A 24367-nucleotide genomic window follows, 5' to 3' on the forward strand; every position below is an offset into this window, starting at 1 on the left:
AATTGAATTATATTTTCGGGAGGTTTGCCATGGACTTGGCAATTTCCTCTTCCGGATAGTCGTAATTCTGTAACTCACCGGAAAAATATTTGTCGTATGAAGCCATGTCGATTAAGCCATGACCGGAGAAATTGAAGAGGATGGTTTTCGGATCGTTCAGATCCCTGGTCGCCTCGATAATGGCTCCCCGGATAGCATGACAGGTCTCCGGCGCGGGTATAACACCTTCGGTTTTGGCAAAGAGTACCCCGGCCTCAAAACATTCAAGCTGGTGAACCTTGAGTGGCTCGATAATTTTTTCCCTGACCAGTGCCGAGATGATTGGTGACATACCATGATACCTGAGTCCTCCGGCGTGTATGCCGGGAGGGATGAAGTCGTGACCCAGGGTGTACATGTAAAGAAGCGGTGTGGTTTGCGCAACATCACCGAAGTCGTAAGCCAGTTTACCCATAGTCAGAGAGGGACAGGATGCAGGCTCGAGCCCGACAAATCGGATTTTTTTCCCCTCGAGATAATCGGGGATATAGGGTGCGGCAATACCGGCAAAGTTGGATCCGCCACCACAACAGCCGATGATTACGTCCGGATAGTCCCCGGCCATTTCCATCTGTTTCCTGGTTTCAAGACCGATGATGGATTGGTGGATACAGACATGGTTGAGGACCGAACCCAGAGCGTATTTTGTATCGTCACGGGTTGCAGCATCTTCTAGAGCCTCGGAGATCGCGATGCCGAGTGATCCGGGGGTATCCGGATATTCAGCCAGTATCTTTCTTCCTGTATTGGTTTCCTCACTCGGGCTGGCGATGATTTCCGCTCCGAAGGTCTGCATCATCGACTTTCGGTAAGGTTTCTGGTCGAATGAAACGCGAACCATATAAACTTTGCAGTCGAGCCCGAACTTTGAGGTGGCAAAGGACAGGGCACACCCCCACTGGCCGGCACCAGTTTCGGTAGCCAGTCTTTTCACGCCTTCCTTCATGTTATAATAGGCTTGGGGAACAGCGCTGTTTGCTTTATGGGAGCCGACCGGTGAAACCCCTTCGTGCTTGTAGTAGATTTTAGCCTTGGTGCCTAGAGCTTTTTCCAGGTTATTGGCGCGGATCAATGGTGCGGGGCGCCAGATCTTGTAGATCTCCTGCACCTCATCCGGAATGTCGATAAACCTTTCAGGAGACATCTCCTGCTCTAGAAGCCCCATGGGGAAGACCGCTCCTAGTTTATCCGGCCCCATTGGCTGTTTGGTTTCCGGATCGAGCGGCGGTTCAATCCCGTTTGGGATGTCCGGAACCACGTTATACCACTGGGTGGGCATCTCATCGTCACGAAGTACAAACTTTTTTAGCATGGGGCCTCCTCATGGGTTGAAATAGTGGGTGTATCAGACAGTTGGTACCCGACTTGATTCTGTATTAACAGGTACCCTCAACTTTCATCAACAGGTTGCCAGCTTGTTTTGGTAATCTTTGTTTCGATCAGTTCCTCAACATCTCGCTGCAGTATATGGCTGAGCGCATCAATCGGCTTTATACCAGGGACACCGCTTTTACTGATAATCTGCATTACCATGGTAGCTGCCGAAAGGAGGTCGCATCTGGTAAAGAGCGGGCGGATATTAAATTGACGGTGTTTGCCTTTGCGTATCCTGCTTATCACAAGTTCATCACCTGCCATGAACTGTTTGATCTTTTCCTGCTCGGCCTCTGAAAGCGGCTTTTCAAATTGCAGTGTGTAGAAGTTTTCGATGGCCTGGGGAAGCTGTCCGGAATGCAACTCGATGCTTGTGACCGTAAGCCCCGGCGGCAGGTTGTCACTCAGATCCCGGGCAGCCTTGTCTGTAGATTTGAGGGGGGCCGGTAAATCCATAATGAAGAACTCTGCCTGGGATTGCGTTCCCACCGGTAGGGCAGGTCCGAAGGCAACCTTGGGAGAGGGGTTGTAGCCCTTTGAGTAGTTGGTGGTAATATCGGCCCGACGTAGAGCCCGGAATACAAGTTGAAGAATTTCCAGGTGGCCGAGATAGCAGATGTTTCCTCTGCGGCTGTAATGAACAATATATTTAATGTGATTTTCATCATGGGCAGGAATTGCCCGTTTATCGAGTGCTGACAGAGATGGACTTTTGCCATGATCTGCAGGCCTGGCGGAGAGCTCAGGTTGATCGTGGACAATCGGTCTTATGGTTTCGAAATCACACAGGCCGCATTGCTGGCAGCCATGGTAGCGACAGTCGGGGGTGTAAATCTCCTGCAGTGCCTTATCACGTTCTTCCTGGAGAAACTGTATATCGACACCTGTATCCAGATGCCCCCAGGGAAGCAGTTCGTCCGCACCCCTTTCGCGCAGGTAGAAATCAAGGTTCAAACTGATCTTTTCGGCGGCTTGTCTCCAGAGAGCAAGGTTGAAATAGTCGCTCCAACCATCCAGCCTTGCACCAATTTTCCATGCTTCGATAAGCAGGGCGGATAGCCTCCTGTCACCTCGTGAAAAGACGCCTTCCAGATAGGACTGTTCGGGATCGTGATATTTGAGGGAACATCCTTTCCTGGGAAGATTCTTCTTTAGTATAGAGATCCGGTGACGGCTTTCTTCTATGGTCAGCTGAGGGGTCCACTGAAAAGGAGTATGCGGTTTGGGAACGAAGGTACCGATGCTGACCGTGACCTGCTTCTTCCCGCCTGGAATTGCATTGGTCTCTTTTTTTATCTTTTGAATCAGGTTGACGATTTCATCAATGTCCTCATCCGTTTCAGTTGGTAACCCTATCATAAAATAGAATTTCATCACCTTCCAGCCGAGGGAGAAGGCAGTGGTGCAGGTGGATAAAAGATCCTCCTCGGTAATGCCTTTGTTAATAACTCGGCGAAGTCTCTCGCTTCCCGCCTCCGGGGCAATGGTAAAGCCTGTTTTGCGGACACGTTTGATCTGGTCCATGATCTCCGGGGTCAGGGTCCCGACACGCATGGACGGCATGGCAACAGAAACATAGTCGCCTGCAAAACGGTTCATGAGTTGAGGCAACACTTCTCCCAGGCAGGAGTAATCACCGGTGGAGAGTGAGAGGAGGGCAAGTTCATCGAAGCCTGAGTTCGCTATACCTTCATTTGCAAGTTGCATGACCTGTTGTGGGCTTCTCTCTCGTACCGGACGATACGTGATACCGGCTTGACAGAAGCGGCACCCCCTGGTGCAGCCCCGGGCAACTTCGACCCCCAGGCGGTCATGTACAATTTTTGCGTTGGGAACGATGGGGGTGAGAAGGTGATCAAGCCGGTCAAGATCGGGTAACACCCTGCGTGTGGGGGATGAACTGTTACCTTGTCTGTCGGTCATCGTCGTGAGGCTTCCCTTTTCATCGTATTGCGGTTCATACCAGGAAGGGATGTAGATACCTTCTACTCCGGACAACTGCTCCAAAAGCTGTCCTCTTGTCGATTGCTTTTCACGAGCCTTCAGGAGAGTTTCGGCAATTTCAAGGATTGCCTCTTCACCATCTCCGAGGAGAATAGCATCGAAAAAGTCCGCGACAGGTTCCGGGTTCATTGAGCAGGCGCCGCCACCAATGATGAGTGGGAAAGTGTGATCCCGATCCTTGCTCAAAAAAGGAATCCCGGCCAGCTCAAGCATAGTGAGGATGTTGGTGTAGCAGAGCTCGTAGGGGAGGGTGAATCCGAGCATGTCCAGTTCGGCTAACGGTTTTCCGGATTCCAGGGTGCAGAGCGGCAGCTTCTTATTTTTAAGAAGTGCTTCCGCGTCTTTGTCTGGACAGTAACAACGTTCGGCCCGGACTGATTCCTCCTTGTTAAGGATGTGATAAAGTATCTGTAGTCCCTGATGAGACATACCTATCTCATAGAGGTCAGGAAAGAGAAGCCCGCAATGGATTTTTGCTGTATCTTTATGGACGCTCACGCTGTTGTATTCACAACCCGTGTATCTACCCGGCTTCTGGATGCGGGCAAGAAAAGATGTATCGGTCATATGCTTTATTTAATCAGCAAGAGGTTCAGCGTTATACCCGGTCTAATGCGTTGCTACTTTTACTGTTTTTTCAGATGGGTAGAAGATGTGATGCGGCAAGCGGAGCGCTGAAGGTCTGTTGTCTGCTAAACTCTTTGTTATTGTTAGTAATTAGGTGATTGTAAGAAGAGGCTGTTTGCCTGCAAATCTCGTAAGGCCGTGTGGACAAAGGCGAAACACCGTACACGGTTACCTGCTACATACCTTCCATTTACTGAAAATTGATTGACTTTTCAAGCCTGGATGAGGTAATCAGGAAGATAAAGAAATTATTTTCGAAACAAATGTAATTTTATTATTGAGATACAAGAGGTTAGTGTAAATGCGGATAGCTTTTCTTCTGCTGATTTCGTTCGGTCTGTTTATCTGCTGTCAATACGAGGCGGTTGCGGAGCAAAATGTTGTACTGGAAACAATTGGTTTTGAAGCGGGAGAAAATGGTGTTGAGACCGTTACGTTTTCGCTGACCGATACGAATGTGCCGAAGATGTTTATGCTGAGTGGTGAAAAACCGCGCCTGGTGATCGATTTCGTTAATGCGAAATATCGAGGCAGCTCAAAGGTTACGGCAGAGGGTGCCAGCCTGGTTCAGGGGATACGGATCGGGATGCACAAAGAGCCGCAGGTGAAAACTCGTGTTGTAATTGATCTCGCGAAGCAGAAAAAGATCCGTTGGAACCGGAAATTTAACGAGGTAACCCATACCCTGAGTGTGGATATTCTCGAACAGCAGCAGAAACCAGCTGCTGCCCGGAAAGAGAATATTATTGCCAGCCCCCAGAAAACTGTTGAAAAGAAAAAAATACCGAGTGCTTCTGTTGTTTCGGTAAAGAATCATGAAGTCGCCCCGGAAAAGATCGTTGAAAAGACAGCACCGGTTGTACCTGTCAAGGGTGTGGGTGAGGAGAACAACAAAGCAAAAGCGGTTGATGGAGGCGCAGCAGAGCCGGTTCAGTCCGTTGTCAGTAAGAGGGTAGAGAAAAGGAGTTTAGGAGAAAAGTCTGTTGTGAAGACAAACCCTGAGATTCCCTCTCTGCTCGACGTCTCTTTTGACGCTAACTCCGCAAAAGGGGAAATGATCCTTTTCAAGCTTGATGATTTTCATCCTCCCGTGGTGTCAGCTATCGAGAAAGGCATTCCCCGTATTGTCTGTGATTTCTACAATATGCGGATGACGGGCCAGATAAAGGGGACCATGGATGTAGATGGCGAGTATGTTGATAAAATCAGGGTGGCCCGACATGAAAATCCCGGTAAGGTCAGGGCGGTTCTTGATCTTGTCCCCGGTTATGACTATGACCTGCAGCAGGTTTTCTTCAATGAGGACAATCTGTTTGTACTGATTGTAAATATTCTGGACGATAAAAAACAGGTGACCGTTCAGTGATTTTCGTCCCCGAAATGCCTGGTTGTATAACCCACCGGTTGTGGTAGGTCAAAATCAGCAGGGCTCCACAATTCCACTTCTGCCACATCTGAAAATTCCATACTTACCTCAGTGGCATAGTCAAATCCCGAGACAGTAATTTCTTCTGGCAGGCTGCACAGTTTGGTCTTGTCCTTCATGTCCTGGTAATGATAATCAAGGCGAAGGACTATCTTGTCTTTTCTAGTGATAATTCGGCTAATAACCCTGTGTATCTCATGCTGAATGAGGATGTGCTCCTGGAGACCGGAGGTGTCTTCTGCAAACTTCAACCAGACACCTTTCCCCTCTTTGTCCTCCTTCATTCCGGCAAGTTTGTCCCTGGCAGGGAAAAAACCGGATAGCCATACTCCCCACGACTTTGATGCAAATACTTCGGGAAGGCCGAGTTCACGGCATAAGAGAAGCGGCTGGCCGGTGAGCACAACCCGTTTCATTGTATCCAGATACTGGAAGGATGATTTGTCACCGGATACTGCAATGATCGGTTGACCGAGAGGATTGTGGGCCACGAACTTCAACTTGTCGGGTGGAGCAATTATCATGTATCCACTTAGTTTCCGTCCTCCGAGTTGGGTGTCGATGCTTATTGTAACGTTCCCATCCAGGCAGGGACTGCACTGTGCCTGTAAGTCTCTCATTGTCTCTGCGAAGGGTTTTAATGTGTTGAATTCACTTTCGGTAAGTGGCCTGTTCCAGGGTTTAATCGCACAGCCGGAAAAAAAGAGCAGGGTGATGAGGACTTGTGGCAGAAGAAGCAGGGGCAGCCGTTTTCCTGGCTGGCTACGGTGAAGGAAGGGCATCGATCTTTTTCTTGATTTCGTCAATTTTTTCATCTGATTCAAACATTTCGATGGCTCTCTCGTACGACTTTCTTGCCTTTTCGAAATCTTGAGCAGCGGTGTGAACATCACCGAGGTGATCATAGATATGTGGGTCGTCCGGCTCAAGTTCAAGAGCCTTATTGAGTTGTTCTCTGGCCTCATCGAGGAGACCAAGCCGGAACAAAACCCAGCCGAGGCTGTCGCGGATATAACCGTTTTCAGGTTCTTGTTCTACAGCTCTTAATATGTACTCATGAGCTTTATCAAGGTTTATATTCTTGTCTGCCCAGGAGTAGCCAATGAAATTGAGTGCTTCTGCGTGATCCGGCTTGAGTGTAAGTACTTTAGTCATGGTTGTCATGGCCTGGTCATGATCGCCAGTACGCTCCAGTAACAGGGCTTGTTCATAAAGAAGAAGATCGTTTTCCGGAAATGCTTTGTTGCCGGAGACCAGGGCTTCCAGGGAAGCTACATCGTTTCCTTGTTCCTGGTATAACGAGGATAGCAGGGCATAAAAGAGTGGATGGCGTGTCTCCTCATCATCGATAGCTGTCTGGAGAAGGCGAAGAGCCACCTCAATTCTCTTTTCCTGCCGGAGAATTCGGACCTGCATGTATACACCTTCGGCGTAGTCTTCACTGTCTGCAGGAATATGGGAGAGGTAATTGATCGATGCTTCATTGTCATCGTTCTGATAAGCAATCAGGCCGAGCAGGTAATAAGCCTCAGAGGCCGTTTCCTCATCTGCACGAAGATGAAGGAGAATATCTTCCGCCTGTTTTGTCTTATTGAGACGAAGCAGGAATTTGGCAATAGCCAGGTCCAGAGGTGGATGACGTTCGCTGTTCTGCTGCAACTCCGTCAGTTCCAGGAATGCTTCATTGTTACGGCCAATATTCAACAAGGTCTGGACACGGCCAAGGGCAGCCCGTGGAATGGTCGGATTATTATCCAGAATTGTGGTATAAAGCTCCAACACTCTTTCATTGTTATTTATACGGCTATAGAGATCGACTATCTCATAGACAAGCTCAGGAGACCAGTTAAGTAACAGCCCCTTTTCGTATTCGGTGGCAGCTTCATCCAACTGGCCGTTCATAAGGTGCAAGCGGGCAAGATAGATGTGGGCGAGGTAAAGTTCCGGGTTGGTCTCGATAAGGCCTGTGAAAATACCTCGTGCTTCCTCGTATTGCTGTTGCTGGGTATGCAGGATACCGAGCCTGAGCAGGATACCTTCGTTATCAGGTTCTTTTTCAAGAACCCTGTAATATAGGTTGATTGCTTCTTCCCTGTCTTTTTGCTGGATGAAGAGGTGGGCGAGCAGAAGGTGCTGGGAGGTATCGTCCGGGTGTTCCTCGATATAGTCCTTGAGCCATTCGATGGCTTTTTCGATCTCACCAAGTTTTATCTGCAGTACAGGAACCTTTTTCTTAATAGTTTCGGCGTTCGGATCACAAATTAATGCTTTCTGGTAAGCCTCCAGTGCTTCTTCAAATCTTTGACCGTATTCTGCGTGTGTCCCCCACAGAAAATAGAAATAGGAGCATGAAAGGTCTGCTGCAGGAAGATCTTCTTCCATACTGGCAGTCTTCAGGCTGCCGGCACAACCGGTTACGAGCTGGAGAAGCAGGATGAAAGCGAGAAATTGACGCAGCATGGTTGCTCCGGGGCTATGAGTTTACTGGTAATCCTTCCAGGCTGTCGGCTACTGCCTCGATCACTTTCCTGTGAATGTTTTCTATCGTATCGTTTGCCTGAATCCGCCTGATGCAGGGGAAATCCAGCATATCGAATATGGCGCTCACTTTTTTAAGACTGTCGGCCTGTTCAAAATCGTTGAGGGCCTCACCACGGCTCGTGGTGATTCTCTCAAGACTTGTCTCTATTGGTTGCTCAAAAATCAGGGCGATATCCGGTTTGGGCGCAAAGTTGTTCCGTTTTATTATTTCCAACGGGTCAAACCCATTGGCTCCCTGATAAGCTGCAGTTGACAGATAATACCGGTCGCAGAGAACAACTTTACCTGACGCCAGAGCAGGGCCTACAACTTGTTCGATATGTTCTTTCCGGTCATCGAGAAAGAGTTGCAGTTCCTCTTCGGGTGTCGTGTTCTCGCGGCTGCTGTAAAGGGCCCGAATTTTTTGTCCGATGGCTCCGTCGGTAGGTTCCCTGGTAACTGTGACCATGAATCCTTTACTTTCAAGATATTGTGCCAGTAATGGGAGTTGGGTCGATTTCCCTGTGCCGTCAATACCTTCGAAGACAATCAGTCTACCTGTACGCTTTATATTCATATGTTTACGGATGTTTCCTGAAAAACTTTGCGGTTCATCTGAATTTCATGGGCCATGGTAACTGCGGCTGCAAGGCTATCAGCAGCTGCTACTCCCTTTCCGGCAATGTCATAGGCGGTGCCATGGTCTACTGAAGTACGTACAATGGGCAGACCAAGCGTTACGTTTACCCCATCCTTGAAGTGGAGTAGCTTAAACGGAATCAATCCCTGGTCATGATACATGCAGACAACACAATCAAACTGACCGGCAGCGGCTTTGAAAAATATCGTATCTGGAGGGTAAGGCCCACTGACGTTGATACCTTTATCCTGTGCAGAACGGATGGCGGGTTCTATGTGTCTATGTTCCTCATTCCCGAAAATACCTGATTCGCCTGCATGAGGATTGAGTCCGGCAACACCAATTGCAGGCTTACCAATGCCGAAATCCATTTGCAGGGAACGGTTTGTTATTTCAATGAGATCCTCGACAACGGTGCGGGATATGGCCTCAGGGACAGCTGCCAGGCGGCAATGAATGGTTGCCAGGGTGACCCTGAGGGATGGTCCGGCCATCATCATCGTATAATGTTCGGCTTTGGTCAGATCGACCAGCATTTCCGTATGTCCGGGATATTGAAATCCTGCCTGTTGCAAGGCGTCCTTGGCAATTGGGCAGGTGGTAATGGCATTGAGGTGTCCTTCCTGTATCAGACGAACCCCGGTTTGGATATAATGAACCATTGCCCGTGCGCTCTCTGTGGTGGGATGTCCCCAGTTGTGGTCGGTGATTTGCGAAAGCACCATCACTGGGATACCCTGCCGAGGAACAGGTGTTCCTGGTTTCCAGGTAACGAACCGCGCTGGAATAGCAAGTTCAGCCGAGCACTTTTCAAGTATTGCAATATCTCCGAGGATCACTGTCCGAAAAGGACGTTCGGAATTACTTCCGCAAAAATAACGAAGAATAATTTCCGGACCGATGCCTGCAGGACAGCCCATTGTGATACCTATAATAGATGGAGTAGACATATTTTCAGTGTAACGTTTTCTGAGAAATAATCAAAAGGTATGTAGTGTTACCTTGTCTGCGATCAGGAAATGAGCTCAAAGGCATTCTTGATAATTTCGATATCAGGTACTTGATTCTTTCTAAGAAGAATGGACACAACATCGAAACGTGCATCATGGTCAAAGAGGTTATGAAGAGCGAGGTAGTAGAGGGCAACTTTAGAAATCTGCTGTTGTTTGCGATAGGTTACAGCAGCCGCTGGTGAACCGTGCTTCTCCGAACGCCTGGTTTTCACCTCGATAAAAGTCAGGACGTCACCATCCCTGGCAATGATGTCAATTTCCCCGGAACGGTTTCGGAAATTTCGTTTGAGCACGTTATAGCCGTTTTTACAGAGATGATTGGCAGCAATATCTTCCCCGCTAGCTCCGAGATTACGACGATTTGGTGACAAATTCCTTAACTCCCTTGAAGGTTTTACGGTGGATCTTGCATGGGCCGAATTCCCTGACGGCCTGTTTGTGGGCCTTGGTCGGGTAGCCTTTATGTTGTGCGAAATTGTACAGAGGGAATTTCTTATCCATCTCGACCATTATTCGATCACGTGTGACTTTGGCAGCGATGGAAGCGGCAGCTATTGAGCTTGATTTCGACTCACCTTTTATCAAGGCCTGTTGCGGCAGCGATAAAGGAATTTCAAATTTTCCATCGACAAGTATATAGTCGGGTCGATGGCCTTGTCGTTCCAGATCATTAATGGAACGTTTCATGGCTAAAAGAGATGCCTGAAGGATATTAATCCGTTCAATTGTCTCGGTTGAAACGACGCCAATGCCCACAGGGCATCCAAGCTCATGAAGGTAGTCGTATGCCAACACAAGTCTGGTGTGGCTGAGTTGTTTAGAGTCAAGGAAAGGAGAACGGTCACATTCTGCAGGTAAGATAACACTGGCAGCGACGACAGGCCCTGCTAAGGGACCACGGCCCACCTCATCAGAACCGGCGATAGCTGAAAAGCCCTGTTTATAGAGGAATCGTTCGTACTGAAACCGATCATGGATATCTGTCGTGGAATGAGGCAGAGAGATACGGCTCATGTCAAATAGCCCGAAAAATTCACGTGCCTACTGGTTCCATTATGGAGGAAACCAGAGTACCATTGTAGTAGTTTACCACAAGCTCTTAAAAGCGTAGGGTGTGGGATCAGAAGGTTTGCTCGAAGTGTGGAAATCGAAAGTATTTCATATGGGTACAATGTGTTACCAGAAAAATATCGCTCAAAAAGTAGATAACCATATGAAATGAAGGACATACTTACACATCCTGGTCGATTGTCATGAAATGTTCGACTTCGGTGTCCGGAAACACCAAAACCCGGGTTGCCAAAGAGACAAACCGGGTAATGGAAAACGGACGGTACGAGAAAAAGACCTTAGCGGTTGATTGATTTCTCGCGAATCCTTGCTGCTTTACCACGAAGGTTACGCAGGTAGAAGAGGCGTGAGCGACGTACACGGCCTCGGGTAACGACTTCGATTTTCTCAATACGAGGATTGTGCAGGGAGAACGTCTTCTCCACGCCTACACCGTGGGAAATCTTACGAACGGTGTAGGTGGCACCCATAGTTCCGCCTTTGCGTTTAATGACAACGCCTTGGAAAATCTGGACACGTTCTTTGGTACCCTCAATAATACGGATATGTACCTTAACGGTATCGCCGGGACGGAAATCCGGGTGATCCTGTCGCATCTGCTCTTCGTTGATTCTTTCAATTATTGTGCTCATAACGTCTTGTATTGGTTGAAGTGCGGGATATGTATATCCAGTAGCAATTATTTTCTTAAGCGGGCAATAACCTGATTACCCTTTTTTCATCCAAGCAGCCTGTCAAATATGATCGAGGCTGCGGATCGAACCGATAAATGGTTGTAGTCTGTTGCCCCTTTTAAGGGTTCAGCTACAGTATCAACCATTTCCATGACCTGGGGAGCAAGCCCATGGGCTGTACCGAAAAGAAGGAGAACGGGGGTGCCGTTTTCTATTCTTTCTCTCAGGTCGTGATAACTGATGCAGGTTTGATATGCCCGGGCACTCGTTGCTACAACAAGGAGGTTTTTGTTCTGTTGTTTGAGCTCGGTCACTACCTGTTCCACTGACTCAGCAAGCCTGATTGTAGACAACGCTTCTTTGCGGGCAGGGTTATATGTTGCACCGTGCCCTGTCTGCCAGTGCCCAATTATCTCGCCAGCCAGCTTTCTCTGGTCTTCATAAGGTGTCGTTATGTAGTAATTTGCGACACCGTAGGTTCTGGCAGCCCTTGCTATATCGTGCAAGTCAAGGTTCGTCACGGCTGAGCCGATAACCTCGTTTTTTTTATTGAGCACAGGGTGGTGCACGAGGGCTATGTTGACTGATTTCATCGTCTTCCCTCTTCTGTACCCTTGTTCTGGCCTGCCAGAACTGCGTTTATTGTATCATATAGCTTATGGTGCCGTAAAAGTTTCTTCTCCGCCTTGGAGAAAAGCCTCGTGCATAACATCTCAGGACGACGCTCCAGAGTCCTGATAATAGAGGCGAGAAACCTGTATTCTTCAATTTTCTCATGGTTGCCGGTGAGCAGTTCTTCCGGTACATCCATGTTTTGCCAGCTGCGGGGCCTCGTGTACTGCGGATGTTTAAGGAGCCCCTCACTGAAGGTATCCTTGTCAGCCGAATCGGCGCAACCAAGAACTCCAGGCAGTAAACGTGTAACGGTATCGATGACAACCATTGCTGCAAGCTCTCCGCCGGAGAGAATATAATCCCCGATTGAGATCTCGTCTTCAATATATCTGGCACGGAATCTTTCGTCCACGCCTTCGTAACGACCGCAGACCAGAATGAGGTGCTCATGGTCTGCCAGTTCCAGGGCCACGTTCTGGTTGAGACGTCTGCCCTGAGGGCTAAGCAGTATTACGTTACCTCGACCTCTTTTTGCCTGAACATATTGGACAGCAGCAGCCAGAGGTTCCGCTTTCATCACCATGCCTTCACCGCCGCCAAAAGGTCGATCGTCAGTCATGGCATGTTTATCCAGGGCGAAATCACGGATATTCGTAGTATGAATATCGATCTTATGGTCCTGGCGGGCCCTGCGGATGATTCCCTCGTTTAAAGGAGATTCCAGCAAGTCCGGAAAAATCGTTACGATGTCAAAAATCATTTGCAGTAAATGACTATTCGTCACCCCGGTTCATTTCAAGCAGACCTGGAGGTGGCTGAATAATCATTTCATCATCGTTTTGTTCAAGCACTATATCGTCGGTAAAAGGGACCAGATATTCCTGGCTTTCATCGGATATAACCATGATATCCTGCGCGCCGTTTGAAAATAACGACACCACTTTGCCGACATATCTTCCATCAGTCGTGATGACAGTGAGACCGGTAATTTCATGCCAGTAGTACTCGTCATCCTCACTAGGAGGAAGATCTTTTCGGGCCAGAAGGACACCCATGCCTACTGTTTTTTCAGCAAAAGTGCGGTCTTTGACCCTGTCAAATTTCACAATCGCTCTTCCCTTATGAATCCTCAGTTTTTCAACTGTGAGCTCGGGAGAAAGCGCCCCTGTGTCATCAACCAGAACCAGGGTGGTATACGCCTCAAAGCTTTCCGGTTGACCCGACAGTGGTGCAATTGCAACCTCGCCGTTCAATCCCTGTGCTTTTATGACGGAACCGATATGTAAAAATTTTTCTTCGGGAAAAACATATTTCTGCTTCATTTCCCGAATTCAGTTATTCAATAATGTCCAGCCTGGTGCGCTTTTCCTCTTTGGCTGCGGCGGCCGAGAGTATGGAGCGCATGGCCCGGGCTGTTCTTCCCTGTTTACCGATCACTTTTCCGAGATCGTCTGGAGCCACCGTCAACTCAACGGTATAGCATCCTTCCTCATCCTTGCCGTTGACCTTGACTTCGTCCGGCTGATCAACAAGTGATCTGGCAATAAAGGCTACCAACTCATCCATAAAAGATTATTCGCCTGTGGCCGCTTTTTTCAGCAGGCTTTTAACCGTAGTGGTCGGCAATGCACCCTTGCCCATCCAGTCCTGCAGCTTTTCATTGTCGACCTTGATGACGGCCGGATCCTGAAGTGGATCATAGGTGCCAAGGATATCAAGGAATTTACCGTCACGAGGACACTCGCTGTCAGCTACGATTATACGATAAAAAGGTTTCTTCTTTCTGCCAAGCCTGGTTAAACGAATACGAACTGCCATTGCAGATTTATCCTCCAATTATATTTGTCGGGGTCTATCCCCATACATGGACCATGTCCCGGCCCACTAAAATCTTTATCTTCTAAGCCCTTTAGGGAGCTTTCTGCGTTTTTGGCCACTGATAGCACCGGGCTTTCCACGCAGTTTCTTCATCATCTTCAACATCGCAGAATAGCTTTTGAGCACCCTGTTCACATCAGAAACTGATGTTCCGGAACCGGATGCGATTCTCTGACGTCTGCTGTTGTTGATAATCTTGTGGTTTTTCCGCTCTTTGAGCGTCATGGAACGAATGATAGCCTCAGTCTTGACCAGTTCTTTCTCGTCAGGTTGGGGGCCATCTTTAAGTTGTTTCAACTTGTTGATGCCGGGTACCATGGAGAGGATCTGCTCCAGTGACCCCATCTTCTTGATCTGCTGGATCTGGTCGAGAAAATCCTCCAGGGTAAACTGGCTCTTCTGTAACTTCCTGGCCAGCTTATCCGCTTTTTTCTTGTCGACAACCGATTCGGCTTTCTCAATCAGGGTAAGGACATCGCCCATGCCGAGGATACGGGATGCCATACGATCGGGATGAAATATCTCAAGGGCATCCAGGGCTTCGCCGATACCGACAAATTTGATTGGCTTACCGGTAACGTTCTTAATTGACAGGGCGGCGCCACCGCGGGCGTCGCCTTCCATCTTTGTGAGAACGACACCGGATATTTCAAGATCCTGGTTGAACTTGTCTGCAACCGTAACGGCGTCCTGGCCAGTCATGGCATCAGCCACAAAGAGAATTTCCGACAACTCAATCGTTGCCTGGATATCCTTCAATTCCGTCATTAAGGCTTCGTCAACATGCAACCGTCCGGCGGTATCCACAATAATTGTGTCATACCCTTTGACAGCAGCTTCATCGACAGCCTGGCGACAGATGTCAACCGGATTCATATCCGTTGTGGAGGGATGAACAGGGACTTCAAGACGCGAACCAAGGACCTGGAGTTGTTCAATAGCGGCAGGACGGTAAACGTCTGCTGGAACCAGGTACGGTTTACGCCCTTTTCCCTTGAGCATCCGGGCAAGCTTGCCGGAAGTGGTTGTTTTACCAGAGCCTTGTAAACCTGCCATCATGATAATGACCGGTTGACGTCCATCTAACCGTATCTGCTCAGTGTCTCCGCCCAGAAGGTTGACAAGTTCCTCATGAACTATCTTGATTACCTGTTGACCGGGGGAGAGGCTCTTTGAGACTTCCTGGCCGATGGCTTTCTCTGTGACGGTGGCGACGAATTTTTTGGCAACCTTGAAATTGACATCGGCGTCCAGCAGTGCAATACGCACTTCACGCATCGCTTCCTGGATGTTCTCTTCAGTAAGTATGCCGTGCCCGCGAAGCTTCTTAAATACCCCTTCGAGCTTGTCTGTCAGATTTTCAAACATATCCGGATAGTACGTTATTTATATCAAGGCAGTCGCTGACTGATGATAAGTCGGAAACCGCAAAAATAGTAAAATTTCAGATGTGGCAATAAATGGACACCCCCTTCGATTGAAGCAGATGTCCTTCGTATAATCAAAACAGTGGAAGATACTTTTAATAAAAGAAGATGTCAAGCAGTGAACGAGCCGGTGCTTAAAAAAGTCGCAGACAGGAAAGCATGAAGATTTCTTTGCCAATTCATTGAGTTCCTTTTTTGTGAAAACCGTGCAAGGAGAGATAAAAAAGAATTGCAGGCCAACAAACAAGGAGAATACAGGTCCAGATATATTTATCGGTTTTTGCCAACTGATTCCTGGTGAAAATGTCTTTTAAAACCAAAAACATCAGTCCAACATTGACCAGCAAGCCGCATAAACTTAAGGGGAAAAGGAGGCCTGCGGATCGAGACTCAGGCACCAGAGCAAACAGTGTTCCAATGCCAAATGCAAACGAAACAGCGAACAGGCAATATAATTTTTCAAATGTAGACATGGTTGCTCAATCGAATTAGTCACTGGCCTGTTCTCGGGCGAGTTGCTCAGGGCTCATGGTCCAGAATGGAGTTCCATCTTTGGTGAGACGCACCTTGAATGAGAAGTGCTCTCCCTGTTTTACCTTGCTGGCAAGGAAGACATCCTCACCGTCAATGACTGCCCAGCTGCCCCGGATTTTTGTCTTTATATTTTTACGAAGGCCTGTTTTTTTTGCACTGGCAAAGGCCGCAGGGCAAAGATGAACCAGAATAGCTTCTCCGTCTCCTTCATCAAAATAAAAACCTGTGCCAGGTGCCATGCCGGAAAGCGGGATGATTTCAACAAATTTAGTAATCTTACCCTTGAATTTGTCGAGTTCCTTGGCGTTATAGTAGCTGTTATATTCTGAGTCGATCTCCCACCCTTTTAACCCGTCCTCTGCCTTGCTGCTCATAGGGGTGAATCCGACTAATAAAAGACAGAAAAGTGTGACAAGCAAAGAGGAGATAGGATGTTGTTGTTTCATGGTCTTTTGTCTAGTACCTGATTAATGGGATCTGTTTATTTATTGTCTCTTTTTATGGAGGCATTTCATCTGACTATATACTGATAATAGGTATTTGTTTTAACAAATGCAAGTGGCACGATGTTATCGATGTTGACGAAAAAAGTCGTCCAGAAGTTTTTTTCGCCATCCTTCTGTCTGTCGCAACTGCTTTATCTGTCGCTTCCTGTTGCCAAAAACCTTTACCAGTTCTTTTAATTCACTGCCATTTCCGACAAGGGCAGGGTCTATACCCAGGACTTTACACTTTAATTGTATAAGGTTGGACAAGGTATCCAGGGTTTCACGCTCTTTGGTAGTAAGGCGGGTTGTCCGGCATGCATCGGGATAGGACGATTCATCGGCACCTCTTACCTCGTTAATGATCTGGCATATTGCCTCGCCGTACTTCTTGCTTGCTTTAATAGATAAGCCAGATTTCTCATGCAGCTCTTCGGGGGTCATAATTTTCTTCTTGGAGATAGCTACCAGGACGTTGTCTTTGACGATATGCCCTCTTGGCCGGTTCAGCTCTTTGGCCGTTTCTTCCCGCCAGGCAGAGAGCATTTGCAACATGGAGAGTGATTGTCTGTTGAGGCTGCCGGCACCTCTGATTTTTCGGTAGCGTTGAGACTGGCCGTTCTCAATATAATTTTTGGGATTATTGAGAAGGTTCAGTTCTTCCTGTAGCCAGGATTTGATTTTCGGTCCGATAATTCTGCTCATCAGGATGACGCGCACGGCTCGCAGGTAGCGAACATCATCAAGGGCGTATTCTACCTGTTGTTCCTTGAGAGGGCGTTGGAGCCAGTTTGTTCGCGTCTCCGTTTTGGACAGGTTGATGTCGAGCAGCTCCTTTATCAGGTTGCAGAGTGATAATGTTGATGGCAAATCGGCAAATCCTGCCGCCAATCTGGTGTCAAAAACGTTTTGGGCGGCAGTCCCGGTCGCCTGGTAAAGGATTGCCAGGTCCTGTGGGGCGTCGTGCAGGATCTTGACCACATTACGGTCCGATAGTAATTCACCGAGTGGGCTTAAGTCCTCAATGGCAATTGGGTCAATCAGCTCACAATCCTCATCGGATAGAGCGACTTGGATGAGTCCCAGTTGCGGGAAGTAGGTCCGTTCCCAAACAAATTCTGTGTCAATTGCGACAGCATCCGTTTCCCTTGCTCGTTCCACAAAGGCTATAAGTTCACTTGTCGTTTGTATCATAACGATGGCAGCTGGAGTGGTTCTCTTTATATTAATATGATGTAGGATTTCCGGCACACGAAAAGACAGCAGGGGATATTCCCTTTGCAGTCAGTTGTTCTCTCTTTAGTCAATAGATTGCATGGCGTCAAATGGTTTTCCTCACAAACCCGGTGGAATAGTGGCGGGATGATAGAACTCCTGTTGGCGAAGTTCCAGCACCATAGTATATAAAAAGGACAGAAAAATAATCCGATTACTTCTGACTCGTAACATCGTCTGGCTCAGCATCTGGTTACTCACTGCATGTAACCTGTACGTGGTGGTATTATGGAGACTGTTCCAGTTGATATTTCCAAATGAATGAGCCTTGTCCTTCAATTGTGAATGAGCGGTAATCAGAAAAAGTTGTCCATCTCTATGAGATGAATATTGAGGAGCAGATGGCCGGGTACATCCTGAAAAGACTGTTGTTGATGATACCAACCCTCTTCGGAGTGATGCTGGTGACTTTTGTCGTGACCCAGTTTGTGCCTGGGGGGCCTGTTGAAAAGCTTGTCGCGGAGATGGAGGGCTTCGAGGGAGCGGGAGAGGTCTCCGTCGGGCAGGGGTCGATGTATCGCGGTGACTCCGGGCTCGACAGTGAGAGAGTGGAGGCGCTCAAAAAACTATACGGTTTTGATAAGCCACCGGTTGTGAGGTTTTTTATTATGATGAAAAACTATCTCATCTTTGATTTCGGTGAGTCGTATTATTACAGGCAGGGGGTGGTGGATCTCGTGATTTCCAGGATGCCGGTTTCTATGTCCCTTGGCTTGTGGAGCTTCCTGCTTGTCTATAGTGTCTGTATTCCTCTTGGGATCGCCAAGGCCGTCCGGGATGGCAGTCGGTTTGACATGTTGAGCTCCACTTTTATACTTATCGGTTATGCGATTCCAGGGTTTGTTCTAGGTGTTTTGCTCATCGTGCTGTTTGGGGGGGGCAGTTTCTGGAATATCTTCCCGCTCAGGGGGATAACTTCTGATAATTGGGGGGAGATGGGTATTGTTATGAAGGTTTTGGATTATCTTTGGCATATGGTCCTGCCCATCACTGCTTCCGGAGTGGGCAGTCTGGCTGTTATGACGATGCTCACCAAAAACTCCTTCCTGGAAGAAATCCGCAAACAGTATGTGGTGACCGCCAGGGCAAAAGGGCTCGCCGAAAAAGAGGTACTGTATAAACATGTCTTTAAAAATGCCATAATTCCGATAATAACAGGTTTTCCTGGCTATTTTATTGCTTCGTTCTTCACCGGCAGTTTGTTGATAGAGACCATATTCTCACTCGACGGTATGGGGCTTCTTGGGTATCAGTCAGTTATGAACCGTGATTATCCCGTTGTTCTCGGTTTACTCTATTTTTTCACCTTGATCGGGCTGATCGCCAGGCTGCTGTCCGATTTGAGTTACGTGCTGGTTGATCCACGAATAAGTTTTGATCAGGCGGAAGGGTGAGGGATGAAAACAGCAGCCACACGTACATACGGGAAAGGACCCACCGGAAGACGTTGGAAGCGGTTTCGTCGAAGCAGGCGTGGGTATTACAGCCTGATAATCTTCCTGATATTTTTCGTCTTGAGCCTGTTTGCAGAAATTCTCAGCAATGATAAACCGTTTCTGGTGGTGTATGAAGGGGAATTGTTTTTTCCACTTGTTATAGAGTATCCCGAGACTCGTTTCGGTGGTGATTTTGAAACAGAGACGGATTATCTTGATCCATTTTTTCTGGAAATGATGGAGAGACCCGGCAATAAAGCGCTCTTTCCTCCTAACCGGCATAGTTATAACTCTATCAACCTCGATATTGATGGTCCGCTGCCTGCACCTCCCAGTCGGCAAAATCTCCTGGGTACAGATGATCGGGGAAGGGATGTGCTGGCCCGTCTTGTCTATGGCTTTCGACTGAGTATTCTGTTTGGCCTTGGTCTTACCCTCATAGGCACCCTTACCGGCATTGTTGCTGGTGCAGTCCAGGGCTATTTCGGTGGCCGTGTCGACCTGGTCTGCCAAAGATTTATTGAGATATGGGGGGCAATGCCGGAACTGTACCTGCTTATAATTTTCGCCTCTATCTTCCAGCCGAGTATTTTATTGCTCCTGGTTTTGCTGTCGCTTTTTGCCTGGATGGGACTTTCGGACTATGTACGGGCGGAGTTCCTGCGCGGCAGGAATCTTGAATATGTTAAGGCAGCCAGGGCCCTTGGTGTTGGAAATGTCACTATAATGTACAGGCATCTTCTTCCGAACAGCATGACACCGGTGATCACATTTCTTCCTTTTAGGGTGTCGGCATCGATCCTGGCTCTGACAAGTCTCGACTTCCTGGGCTTGGGGGTGCCGCCCTCAACGCCGAGTCTTGGTGAACTGCTGGCTCAGGGGAAGGCAAATATAGATGCATGGTGGCTCTCACTGAGTACCTTTTTTGTTTTGGTGGGAACACTTATCTTACTCATATTTATAGGTGAGAGTTTACGAGAGGTTTTTGACCCGCGAAAAAAATAGCATAGATAACCCTGTAGGAAGATTGTAAGGCCTTGCTATTAAGGTTGACCATCTGTTGACAAACAACGGATATATTAATAGTGTAGCCTTTACTGCTTGTTAATCATTTGTATTTATATAACTATTTGACTCGGTTGACGTTACTGCTGTCGTCAGATGGTTGGCTGGGCGGATGCCCGGATTGTTAAAACATTTAGTGTACTTTATGCTTATTAGCCCCATCCGGCGTCTTGGGGATACCGGAATATATGTCCTTCAGGACCTTGGCAGAATGGGAATGTATCTCGTCCTGGTCTTCGCTGGGCTTTTTAAACGCCCGTTTCGGTTTCGTGAGTGCCTCCGCCAGGTCAATTTTGTCGGGGCAGGTTCTGTGGCCGTAATATTTTTTACCGCCGCGTCTACCGGTATGGTGTTGGGTTTGCAGGGCTACTACTCCCTGAATAAATTCGGTGCGGAAGGTATGCTCGGCTCTGCGGTGTCGCTGACGATAATCATGGAACTGGGGCCGGTGCTGACCGCCCTGATGGTTGCCGGCAGGGCTGGTTCTGCTATGTGTGCGGAGCTTGGTATTATGCGTATATCTGATCAGATCGATGCTTTGGAGTGCATGGCCATCGACCCGTACCGCTATCTGATTGCACCAAAATTCCTGGCGACACTGATCTCTGTTCCATTACTCACAGCGCTCTTTGATGTGATTGGGATCGGTGGAGGGTATATTGCCGGTGTCAGTCTGTTGGGTGTCAATCCCGGAAGTTATATGGAAGGAATGCGATCGAGTGTGACAAATCACGATATATATCTGGGCGTCGTCAAGTCATTTGTGTTTGCCTTGCTCGTGGTCTGGATATGCACCGGGCGCGGTTTTCTAGTCCGGGAAATCCGTGGTGCCGGTTTTGGGGCGGAGAGTGTCTCAAAGGTGACAACTCAGGCGGTTGTTCTCTCTTCGATTTCGGTATTGGTCTTTGATTATCTGTTGACGGCGGTGTTGCTCTGATGACTCCGGCTATTGAATTTATCGACGTGGTGAAAAGCTTTCCGGATAAGGATGGCGGCAGGCAGGTAGTGCTCGACCATGTGGACTTTACCATTCCTCAATCCAAAACGACAGTTATTGCCGGCAGGTCAGGTCAGGGGAAGAGTGTAACGCTCAAACTGGTTCTTGGTCTTATGCGAGCCGATTCCGGCACCATATTGGTCGATGGTGAGGATGTTACCCGTATCAGGGGACGTAAGCTTGAGAAATTGCGAACCAAATTTGGTGTGCTTTTTCAGGGTGCAGCATTATTCGATTCGCTGAGTGTCTTTGAGAACGTGGCTCTGCCGTTACGTGAGAGAACCGTAAAGCGTGAGGTGGAAATCCGCGAGCAGGTCATGACAACACTCAAGCAACTTGAGCTTGACGGTCATGAGGACAAGTTTCCTGCTCAATTGAGCGGAGGGATGAGAAAAAGAGTCGGTTTGGCCCGGGCATTGCAACTTGGGCCTGAGATCTTGTTGTTTGACGAACCAACGACAGGTCTCGACCCTGTTATGACAAACGATATCTACCATCTTTTCTCACGCACCCAGGCGCAACTGGGGTATAGTTCGGTTATTGTCAGTCATGATATTCCGAAAGTTTTTAATCTGGCTGATCAGGTAATTATACTGAACAAGGGAAAGATGGATGTTTTTAAGAATCCTGAAGAAATCCAGTGGGCTGAAAAACCGCATATAAAAGAATTTGTGCGGACCACGATGGGTGAAATATATCAGAGTCATCTGGTGGAAAAATGAAACAAGGAACACAGGAAACCATTGTCGGTCTTTTTATCCTGGCCGGATTCGCTGCACTTTGCTACATGGCTCTCCAACTTGGTGAAGTCGAATTGTTCAGCAGCAGTCGTAACTATATCATCGAAGCCGAGTTTAATAATGTGTCCGGGGTGAAGGCCGGTGCAGCGGTACAGGTATCGGGAGTTGTTGTCGGCAGCGTGGATCGTATCCACCTTAATGAGGACAGCTACGCCGTCTTGTCCCTGAAACTGAATAAGGAGATAGCGGTCCCGGTCGATTCGATTGCTTCGGTGAAGTCGCAAGGGATCATTGGCGATAAATACATCCAGATAAGTCTCGGCGGCGATGAGGAGATGCTGGCCGCCGGCGAACTGATAACAGAAACGGAGTCGGCCGTGGATATCGAATCACTCATCTCCAAATTTGCCTTTGGCAGTGCAAAGTAGGGGGCTGCTATGAGAAACAGACTTTTTCAGGCTCTCCTTGCTGCGCTGTTCGGTTTTTTTGTGGCCTCCCCGTTGCTGGCAGACGATAATCTGGTCGGCGGAGAGAATTTCTCCATAGTGGATGAAATGCCCGATCTGCTGGATGATGAATATGATGATGAGGATGAGTATGGTTCGGACGGTGAACAGGTATTCGACCCCCTTGAGCCTTTAAACAGGATTACCTTTGAGTTTAATGATAAACTCTATTTCTGGGTCCTCAAGCCTGTGAAAACCGGTTATTCTTACGTAATACCGGAGGATTTCCGACTTGTTATCGGTAACTTCTTTTATAACCTCAGGGCGCCGGTTCGGTTAGTAAATAACGTCTTACAGGGTAGGTTTGAAGATGCCGGGGTTGTTCTCTCACGCTTTATGATTAACACCACAATCGGGGTGTTCGGCTTTGGTGACGCGGCTGCCGAGGCCTTTGATATCATGCCGAAGGAGGCTGATTTTGGCCAGACCCTGGGCGTATATGGGTTGGGGCGTGGTTTATATATCTGCTGGCCGGTTTTCGGTCCCTCCAATGTGCGGGACTCTTTTGGTTTGGCAGCCGACTTTTATATGCATCCCCTGACGTATATGGATGTGGATACAACGGCATCTGTTGGATTTTTCGGTACCGATTATGTTAACAGGCTCTCTATAACTCCCGATGTTTATGAGGAGATGAAGCGCATCTCGCTTGACCCCTATATTGCAACCCGGCAGGCATATACCGATTACAGACAGAATATAATAAAAAATTATAACCAGTAAATGTGACTGAGATGAACACGCGCCTACTTAAAACCATAATGGCATTGTCGCTGCTGACGCTTATTCTTCCTGGGGCAGTTTTAGCCTCAAACGGGCCAACTGACCAGTTGCGCCCTGCACTCAATAGCCTTACCGCTATTCTGGCGAACCCAGAATTGAAAGGTGATGCGAACAAGTCGGAGAGGCGTGCCAGGATAATGGAGTCTATAAGGACCGGTTTTGATTTTCGTGAGATGTCAAAGCGAATTCTCGGCAGGAGTTGGAATGATATTTCGGATGCAGAGAAAGATCATTTCACTGAGTTGATGACCAAATTGCTGGAAAATGTGTATGTCGGTAAATTGGAAGGATACTCCGGGCAGACAGTGGGGTATGTGGATGAGCGTATTAAGGGTGATCGAGCACAGGTCTCTACCTTGATTGAGGATAGCGGCATCAAGATTCCCGTTCATTATATTATGACTCTTACCGGTGAGAAATGGATGGTCTACGACATTAATATTGAGGGGGTCAGTCTGGTCAGAAACTATAAAGAGCAATTCAGATCCATACTTCGCACCGAAAAATTCGATGGGCTGATAAAGGTTCTTGAGCAGAAGAACGCCTCCTTCGAGTCACAAAGCGGCTGATATGTCAGTGGAGACATCCCTGCATAAGGTGCTTCATAACCTTTTTGATCTGGCAGATTTCTCTGTGCTGGAGCCTCTTGTGAATCTGTGCAGGTTGCAAGGGCTTGTCGCTGGTGAGAGCCTGTTTGAAGAAGGGGGTGAGGGGACATCCATGTACTTTATCATTGAGGGGAAACTTGCGGTGCACAAGGAAACGTCCATGGCTGGAAAGCGACAGGCTGTTGCTTTACTTGGACCTGGTTCAGTGGTTGGGGAAGGCGTGTTGGGAGGCAAAACAGTTCGTGGTGCCACCTTGGTGGCCGTTGAGAAGAGCGTGCTTGCAGAACTGAGCTTGAGCAGGTTCCATGGACTTGAGAAAAATGATCCACAGCTTGCTCTTACTGTTGTTAAGAAGATGTTGAAACTGTCTTCAATCCGTTTGCAAAAAAGTTCTGAGCGACTGGCTTTGATTTTATAGGACAACAATCTTTTTTCGGCATGTAATTTATTTCTACACCCGGCAGGTTGCCTGGTGTTGCTTGAAGTTTTTCTCTACTCCGGTAATCGTGCTTTATGAATGGTTCAGATGGCCGTTTGAGGGAAAATCGGCAGTGTTCTCTATTTTTTTCTGGCCTTTCTGTGATAAATTAGTTATTTTTGCTTTTTTTGCGTATCCATAATTTCAGGATA

Annotated in this window: 26 protein-coding genes; 9 read left to right on the top strand and 17 right to left on the bottom strand. The window is 48.0% G+C overall.

Features of this window, described 5'->3' with window-relative positions:
* Positions 1-7: 7 nt before the first annotated feature.
* Both GA520_RS04560 and GA520_RS04565 read right to left on the bottom strand, forming a co-directional pair.
* Positions 8-1351 (bottom strand): TrpB-like pyridoxal phosphate-dependent enzyme, encoded by a 1344-nt coding sequence (locus GA520_RS04560; RefSeq protein WP_163339729.1) that lies wholly within the window; start codon positions 1349-1351, stop codon positions 8-10.
* Between the two features lie 77 nt (positions 1352-1428).
* Complete coding sequence (locus GA520_RS04565) at positions 1429-3984, bottom strand: TIGR03960 family B12-binding radical SAM protein (RefSeq protein WP_163339728.1); 2556 nt, start codon at positions 3982-3984, stop codon at positions 1429-1431.
* Positions 3985-4345: 361 nt separating this feature from the next.
* On the opposite strand from GA520_RS04565, the gene GA520_RS04570 reads away from it, so the two are divergent.
* Positions 4346-5410 carry an AMIN domain-containing protein gene (locus GA520_RS04570; RefSeq protein ID WP_163339727.1) on the top strand — a complete coding sequence of 355 codons (1065 nt, stop codon included), beginning with the start codon at positions 4346-4348 and terminating at the stop codon, positions 5408-5410.
* On the opposite strand, the gene GA520_RS04575 is transcribed toward GA520_RS04570, so the two are convergent.
* From GA520_RS04575 to GA520_RS04645, 15 genes are all read right to left on the bottom strand, one after another.
* Positions 5404-6252 carry a hypothetical protein gene (locus tag GA520_RS04575; protein WP_163339726.1) on the bottom strand — a complete coding sequence of 283 codons (849 nt, stop codon included), beginning with the start codon at positions 6250-6252 and terminating at the stop codon, positions 5404-5406. The genes GA520_RS04570 and GA520_RS04575 overlap by 7 nt on opposite strands.
* Positions 6233-7930: a tetratricopeptide repeat protein gene (locus tag GA520_RS04580; RefSeq protein WP_163339725.1), complete on the bottom strand. Its 1698-nt coding sequence runs from the start codon at positions 7928-7930 to the stop codon at positions 6233-6235. The genes GA520_RS04575 and GA520_RS04580 overlap by 20 nt, the downstream gene beginning before the upstream one ends.
* Positions 7931-7943: 13 nt before the next feature.
* On the bottom strand, positions 7944-8567 hold the full coding sequence (gene tmk / locus GA520_RS04585) for a dTMP kinase (RefSeq protein WP_205749358.1): 624 nt from the start codon (positions 8565-8567) through the stop codon (positions 7944-7946).
* Positions 8564-9550 carry a 4-hydroxythreonine-4-phosphate dehydrogenase PdxA gene (pdxA, locus tag GA520_RS04590; RefSeq protein ID WP_240910223.1) on the bottom strand — a complete coding sequence of 329 codons (987 nt, stop codon included), beginning with the start codon at positions 9548-9550 and terminating at the stop codon, positions 8564-8566. The genes tmk and pdxA overlap by 4 nt, the downstream gene beginning before the upstream one ends.
* 92 nt (positions 9551-9642) lie before the next feature.
* On the bottom strand, positions 9643-10014 hold the full coding sequence (locus tag GA520_RS04595; RefSeq protein WP_163339723.1) for a YraN family protein: 372 nt from the start codon (positions 10012-10014) through the stop codon (positions 9643-9645).
* A complete protein-coding gene (locus tag GA520_RS04600) occupies positions 9995-10657 on the bottom strand; it encodes a ribonuclease HII (RefSeq protein WP_163339722.1) in 663 nt (220 codons plus the stop codon). Before GA520_RS04600 ends, GA520_RS04595 begins: the two co-directional genes overlap by 20 nt.
* 335 nt (positions 10658-10992) lie before the next feature.
* Positions 10993-11346 carry a 50S ribosomal protein L19 gene (gene rplS / locus GA520_RS04605; RefSeq protein WP_163339721.1) on the bottom strand — a complete coding sequence of 118 codons (354 nt, stop codon included), beginning with the start codon at positions 11344-11346 and terminating at the stop codon, positions 10993-10995.
* Positions 11347-11432: 86 nt separating this feature from the next.
* Entirely contained in the window at positions 11433-11981 is a 549-nt protein-coding gene (locus GA520_RS04610) for an RNA methyltransferase (protein WP_163339720.1), read from the bottom strand.
* Positions 11978-12787 carry a tRNA (guanosine(37)-N1)-methyltransferase TrmD gene (gene trmD / locus GA520_RS04615; RefSeq protein WP_240910222.1) on the bottom strand — a complete coding sequence of 270 codons (810 nt, stop codon included), beginning with the start codon at positions 12785-12787 and terminating at the stop codon, positions 11978-11980. Before trmD ends, GA520_RS04610 begins: the two co-directional genes overlap by 4 nt.
* Positions 12777-13325, bottom strand: a complete 549-nt coding sequence (rimM, locus tag GA520_RS04620; protein WP_163339719.1) for a ribosome maturation factor RimM — start codon at positions 13323-13325, stop codon at positions 12777-12779. Before rimM ends, trmD begins: the two co-directional genes overlap by 11 nt.
* A 13-nt stretch (positions 13326-13338) precedes the next feature.
* Positions 13339-13569, bottom strand: a complete 231-nt coding sequence (locus tag GA520_RS04625) for a KH domain-containing protein (protein ID WP_163339718.1) — start codon at positions 13567-13569, stop codon at positions 13339-13341.
* Between the two features lie 6 nt (positions 13570-13575).
* A complete protein-coding gene (gene rpsP / locus GA520_RS04630) occupies positions 13576-13821 on the bottom strand; it encodes a 30S ribosomal protein S16 (protein WP_163339717.1) in 246 nt (81 codons plus the stop codon).
* A 75-nt stretch (positions 13822-13896) separates the two neighbouring features.
* Positions 13897-15249, bottom strand: coding sequence for a signal recognition particle protein (ffh, locus tag GA520_RS04635; RefSeq protein WP_163339716.1), 1353 nt, complete (start codon positions 15247-15249; stop codon positions 13897-13899).
* A gap of 547 nt (positions 15250-15796) precedes the next feature.
* Positions 15797-16216 (bottom strand): hypothetical protein, encoded by a 420-nt coding sequence (locus GA520_RS04640; RefSeq protein ID WP_163339715.1) that lies wholly within the window; start codon positions 16214-16216, stop codon positions 15797-15799.
* Between the two features lie 195 nt (positions 16217-16411).
* Positions 16412-17521, bottom strand: coding sequence for a ribonuclease D (locus GA520_RS04645; RefSeq protein WP_163339714.1), 1110 nt, complete (start codon positions 17519-17521; stop codon positions 16412-16414).
* 422 nt (positions 17522-17943) lie between these two features.
* Here GA520_RS04645 and GA520_RS04650 point away from each other — a divergent pair, with 422 nt between their 5' ends.
* From GA520_RS04650 to GA520_RS04685, 8 genes are all read left to right on the top strand, one after another.
* On the top strand, positions 17944-18996 hold the full coding sequence (locus tag GA520_RS04650; protein ID WP_205749357.1) for a microcin C ABC transporter permease YejB: 1053 nt from the start codon (positions 17944-17946) through the stop codon (positions 18994-18996).
* 3 nt (positions 18997-18999) lie between these two features.
* Complete coding sequence (locus GA520_RS04655) at positions 19000-20043, top strand: ABC transporter permease (protein WP_163339713.1); 1044 nt, start codon at positions 19000-19002, stop codon at positions 20041-20043.
* Between the two features lie 205 nt (positions 20044-20248).
* Positions 20249-21040 carry an ABC transporter permease gene (locus GA520_RS04660; RefSeq protein WP_163339712.1) on the top strand — a complete coding sequence of 264 codons (792 nt, stop codon included), beginning with the start codon at positions 20249-20251 and terminating at the stop codon, positions 21038-21040.
* Positions 21040-21822 carry an ABC transporter ATP-binding protein gene (locus GA520_RS04665; RefSeq protein ID WP_167528824.1) on the top strand — a complete coding sequence of 261 codons (783 nt, stop codon included), beginning with the start codon at positions 21040-21042 and terminating at the stop codon, positions 21820-21822. The genes GA520_RS04660 and GA520_RS04665 overlap by 1 nt, the downstream gene beginning before the upstream one ends.
* A complete protein-coding gene (mlaD, locus tag GA520_RS04670; protein ID WP_163339711.1) occupies positions 21819-22268 on the top strand; it encodes an outer membrane lipid asymmetry maintenance protein MlaD in 450 nt (149 codons plus the stop codon). Before GA520_RS04665 ends, mlaD begins: the two co-directional genes overlap by 4 nt.
* A gap of 9 nt (positions 22269-22277) precedes the next feature.
* Positions 22278-23069: a VacJ family lipoprotein gene (locus GA520_RS04675; protein ID WP_163339710.1), complete on the top strand. Its 792-nt coding sequence runs from the start codon at positions 22278-22280 to the stop codon at positions 23067-23069.
* Positions 23070-23080: 11 nt separating this feature from the next.
* On the top strand, positions 23081-23698 hold the full coding sequence (locus tag GA520_RS04680) for a phospholipid-binding protein MlaC (protein ID WP_163339709.1): 618 nt from the start codon (positions 23081-23083) through the stop codon (positions 23696-23698).
* 1 nt (position 23699) lies between these two features.
* Positions 23700-24155: a cyclic nucleotide-binding domain-containing protein gene (locus tag GA520_RS04685; protein ID WP_163339708.1), complete on the top strand. Its 456-nt coding sequence runs from the start codon at positions 23700-23702 to the stop codon at positions 24153-24155.
* Positions 24156-24367 lie beyond the last annotated feature (212 nt).

It is taken from the genome of Desulfopila sp. IMCC35008, assembly GCF_010646885.2.
Classification (GTDB): Bacteria; Desulfobacterota; Desulfobulbia; order Desulfobulbales; family Desulfocapsaceae; genus Desulfopila.